This window comes from Phycicoccus elongatus Lp2, from assembly GCF_000367525.1.
GTDB classification, from domain to species: domain Bacteria; phylum Actinomycetota; class Actinomycetes; order Actinomycetales; family Dermatophilaceae; genus Phycicoccus_A; species Phycicoccus_A elongatus.
In genome coordinates this window covers 1,719,004-1,722,700 of sequence record NZ_HF570956.1, presented here as the reverse complement: position 1 = coordinate 1,722,700, position 3,697 = coordinate 1,719,004, and the positions used below count along the sequence as shown (strand labels likewise).

5 protein-coding genes are annotated in these 3,697 nt (G+C 68.0%); 3 read left to right on the top strand and 2 right to left on the bottom strand.

Annotated features, from left to right (window positions below):
• From BN10_RS08155 to BN10_RS08140, 3 genes are all read left to right on the top strand, one after another.
• Positions 1–682, top strand: a 682-nt coding sequence (locus BN10_RS08155) for a M56 family metallopeptidase (protein ID WP_051369649.1), incomplete at its 5' end; no start/stop codon positions are given.
• A 431-nt stretch (positions 683–1,113) separates the two neighbouring features.
• Entirely contained in the window at positions 1,114–1,491 is a 378-nt protein-coding gene (locus BN10_RS16830; protein ID WP_010850749.1) for a hypothetical protein, read from the top strand.
• 43 nt (positions 1,492–1,534) lie between these two features.
• The gene (locus BN10_RS08140) at positions 1,535–2,593 is read left to right on the top strand and encodes an IS630 family transposase (RefSeq protein WP_010850748.1); all 1,059 of its coding nucleotides are present in this window, start codon (positions 1,535–1,537) and stop codon (positions 2,591–2,593) included.
• Between the two features lie 2 nt (positions 2,594–2,595).
• On the opposite strand, the gene BN10_RS08135 is transcribed toward BN10_RS08140, so the two are convergent.
• The gene (locus BN10_RS08135) at positions 2,596–3,192 is read right to left on the bottom strand and encodes a cadmium resistance transporter (RefSeq protein WP_010850747.1); all 597 of its coding nucleotides are present in this window, start codon (positions 3,190–3,192) and stop codon (positions 2,596–2,598) included.
• Positions 3,189–3,548, bottom strand: coding sequence for a Cd(II)/Pb(II)-sensing metalloregulatory transcriptional regulator CmtR (gene cmtR / locus BN10_RS08130; protein ID WP_010850746.1), 360 nt, complete (start codon positions 3,546–3,548; stop codon positions 3,189–3,191). Before cmtR ends, BN10_RS08135 begins: the two co-directional genes overlap by 4 nt.
• Positions 3,549–3,697: the final 149 nt, after the last annotated feature.

The window sequence follows — 3,697 nt, the reverse complement described above, 5'->3', positions numbered from 1 at the left end:
CTTCGACGGGCAGGCGGTCGACCAGCACTTCATGATCCTGGCCCTCGTCGTCGCCGTGAGCGGGCTCATGCTGGCGCGCCTGCTCGTCGCCGGGCACTCCATCGGCCGACGGATGCGTGTCCTGCGTCGTCGCCACCGTGAGTTGGTCGACATCATTGCCCTCGAGCCCCAGCCAGGCAGTCGCGTGCGTGTGCTCGAACACCCGACTCCCACGGCATACTGCCTGCCGGGTCGGCAGTCGCGAGTTGTCCTCTCGCAAGGCGTGATCGAGGCGATGCCCCCTCGCGCCCTCGCGGCTGTGCTCGCGCACGAGGGGGCCCACCTCATGGCTCGTCACGACCTGCTCGTCGAGTTCTTCTCGGTCATCCACGAGACGATGCCGGCCGCCGTGCGGTCCCCCGAGGCGATGCGCGAGGTGCGGCTGCTCGTCGAGGTGCTCGCCGATCGTGCCTCGGTGCGCAAGGTCGGGGTCGAGGAGACCCGGCTGGCACTGCTCACTCTGGCCGGCAGCAAGGCGCCCGAGGCCGCGATGGCGGCCGGTGTCGGGTCCACCGCCGTGCGCCTCGACCTGCTCGCCCGGCCGGCACCCAACCGGCTGATGACGGCCGCCATGTATGCCTATGCCGTCGGCCTGATTCTTGTGCCGCTGGGGCTGCTCGCCCTCGCGTGGACCTCGCGCTGAGGGCCACCGCAAACCCATCTTCTGCGTGACGCAGAAGATGGGTTTGTCGTCCGGAACCCGTCGTCATCGGGCCAGCCTCCCCTAACTCTGGCGGCCCTTGACTCGGTCTGGAGGATCTTGCCCACCTTGGATCGGGCGGGTTGGACCACGGCGACCACCCGCATCGGCGCCTCCGTCTGCCCGAAGAGTTGCGCCATGACAGGCCCGATCCGGGACAGCGCCTCCTCCAGCCGGGCCACCGACATCGGTGCCGCGCCGTACCAGAAGCACTGCAGCGAGGACCGTTCGATGTTGGCGATGAACTGGCCGACGTCGGGCGCGCGCATGATCACGATCTCCCCAACGCGCGCGAGGACGGGGAAACAGAGCACCCCGGGCTGCGACGTGAGTGGGGGTGGAGGGCTCGGCGGGGTCCGCCTAGATTGACGGGCATGGACCCCTCCATTGCGCCTGTTCTCCGGACGGCCCTGCGCTCGGCGATGCGTGAGCGCGACCGGCCGGCCGTCGATGCGATCCGGTCGGCCCTGGCCCGTATCGCCAATGCCGAGGCCGTGCCCATCGAAACCGTGCCGCGTGCGGGGGCGATCGAGGAAGCGGCCATCGGGGTGGGTGTCGCAGACGCCCCCCGCCGGGTGCTCGACGAGGCCGAGATGCGCACGCTCGTGGCGGCGGAGGCCGACGAGTTGGCCCAGGCCGCGGCCCACTGGCGGACGACGGGAGAGACGACCGGGCGGGCGGACGCGATCGACAAGGCCGAGTATGCCGAGCGCGGGGCTGCCGTGCTGCGCCAGCTCGCCGGGAGGGGCTAGTGTTGCGCGTCATTAATTCGTTTACATTATGGGATGATGACGTATGCCGTCACCTGTGCTGGAGATCAGCGAAGAGGACCGTGCGACCCTGACCTCGTGGACACGGTCGCGGACGTTGCCGGCGGGACGTGCGCAGCGTGCGCGGATCGTGCTGGCCGTTGCGGCGGGGACGGGAACCTCGGCAGTGGCTCGGCATGTCGGGGTCTCGCGTCCGACTGTGATCAAGTGGCGTGACCGGTTCGCCGTCGACGGGCTCGCTGGCCTGGAGGACGAGGAGCGTTCGGGCCGACCGAAACGCATCGATGATGCCGTGATCATCGCCACCACGCTCGAGCCGCCACCGGCCAAACTCGGGGTGACGCATTGGTCCTCGCGGCTGCTGGGCAGGCACTTGAGGATCGGGGATGCCACCGTCTCCCGTGCCTGGCGCAAGTACGGGGTCAAGCCATGGCGGCGGGAGACGTTCAAGTTCTCCACCGACCCGGAGCTGGAGGCCAAGGTCCGCGACGTGGTCGGGCTGTACCTGAACCCACCGGAGAAGGCGGTCGTGCTGTGCGTGGATGAGAAGTCCCAGATCCAGGCCTTGAACCGGACCGCGCCGATCCTGCCGCTGCTACCAGGCTTGCCGGAGAAGGCGACCCACGACTACAAGCGCAACGGCACCACCACGCTGTTCGCCGCTCTCGAGGTAGCCACGGGTGCGGTGACCGACCAGTGCTACGACCAGCACGGTAAGGCCGAGTTCCTCGACTTCCTCAAGAAGGTCGCCAAGGCCTACCCGCGCCGGGAGCTGCACGTGGTCCTGGACAACTACCACACCCACAAGCACGAGGACACCAAGCAGTGGCTGGCCAAGCACCCACGGATCACGTTGCACTTCACCCCGACCAGTGGGTCCTGGCTCAACCTCGTCGAGGTTTTCTTCGGGATCATCACCCGACAGGCCATCCGCCGCGGCTCCTTCGACAGCGTCGAGCAACTCGTCACAGCGATCAGCACCTTCATCGACGGCTGGAACGAGCGCTGCCACCCATTCATCTGGACCAAGACCGCCGAGGAGATCCTGCCCCACGCCACCCGTCAAACCAGTTCAGGCGCGTGACACTAGAGGCCGAACGCGCCGCCACCGACGAGGATCGCGACGCCCAGTCCGATCAGGACGATCGGGAAGAGGATGTGCTCCCACCGTTCCAGGACCTCGGCGATGGGTCGACGCGTGGCGACGAACTTGGCCATGGCCACCAACACAGCCACGAGCACGAGGAACACGATGCAGAAGGCGATGACAGCGGGAGTACTGATGTTGAGGAACACCGGGACGTAAACGCCGATGTTGTCCCCACCGTTGGCGAAGGTGACTCCGGCGACGGTCGCCACTGCAACGCTCTTACCGGACACGGCGGCATCATCGTCGTCGCCCTCGCCGCGGTAGACCTCCCACGCAGCCCAGAGACCCAGCGCGAGGGGGATGAGCCCAAAGTAGGGAATCGCCTCCTCTGGCAGCGCCCACCTTGCCCCCAAGGTCACCATGAGTGCGGCGGCGAGGATCCCGACGAAGCCAAGGTACTGCCCGGCCAGGATCTTCGCGGTCGTTCCCGGACGTCCCGCCCCTCGGGCGAAGAAGAGCGACAGCACGATGATGTCGTCGATGTTGGTCGCGATGAAGAGCCCGATCGCTTGGAGCAGCGCCGCGGCCGTCATGCGCCGGACCTCCCGTCGTGGCAGCCGGGCACCTCGCAGGCGACGTCGAGGCAGGGGGCGTCCGCGTCGACGGCCAGCTTGACCTCGACCAGCTCGGTGAGCGCACGTGCGAGGTGGGGGTCGGCGATCTCGTAGAGGGCCTGGCGGCCCTCATGGGTGCCGACCACGATCCCGCAGTCCCGCAGGCACCCCAGGTGGTTCGACACATTCGAGCGCGTCAGGTCTAGAGCGTTGGCGAGCTCTGCCGGATGCGCGGGGCACGCCAGAAGCGATAGAAGGATCCGTGAACGCGTGGGGTCGGCCATCGCCCGGCCCAGGCGCTGCATGGCGTCCAAGCGGGAAGCAAGTGTCAGCATGCACTGAACAATACAGTGAATGCTGAACTATATCCGCCCCACCCAACTCGTCAAACAAATTCAGACGCGTGACACTAGGCCCAGCTCGGCGGCGGGGGCGGCGGGGTCGTCGGAGGCGGCGGGGGCGGCGGCGTGGCCGGGGGCGGCGG

What these genes read in the sequence shown, in the direction of transcription:
- BN10_RS08135 (WP_010850747.1), bottom strand. Translation starts at nt 3,192, where the DNA reads ATGACGGCCGCGGCGCTGCTCCAAGCGATCGGGCTCTTCATCGCGACC.
- BN10_RS16830 (WP_010850749.1), top strand. Translation starts at nt 1,114, where the DNA reads ATGGACCCCTCCATTGCGCCTGTTCTCCGGACGGCCCTGCGCTCGGCG.
- BN10_RS08140 (WP_010850748.1), top strand. Translation starts at nt 1,535, where the DNA reads ATGCCGTCACCTGTGCTGGAGATCAGCGAAGAGGACCGTGCGACCCTG.
- cmtR (WP_010850746.1), bottom strand. Translation starts at nt 3,548, where the DNA reads ATGCTGACACTTGCTTCCCGCTTGGACGCCATGCAGCGCCTGGGCCGG.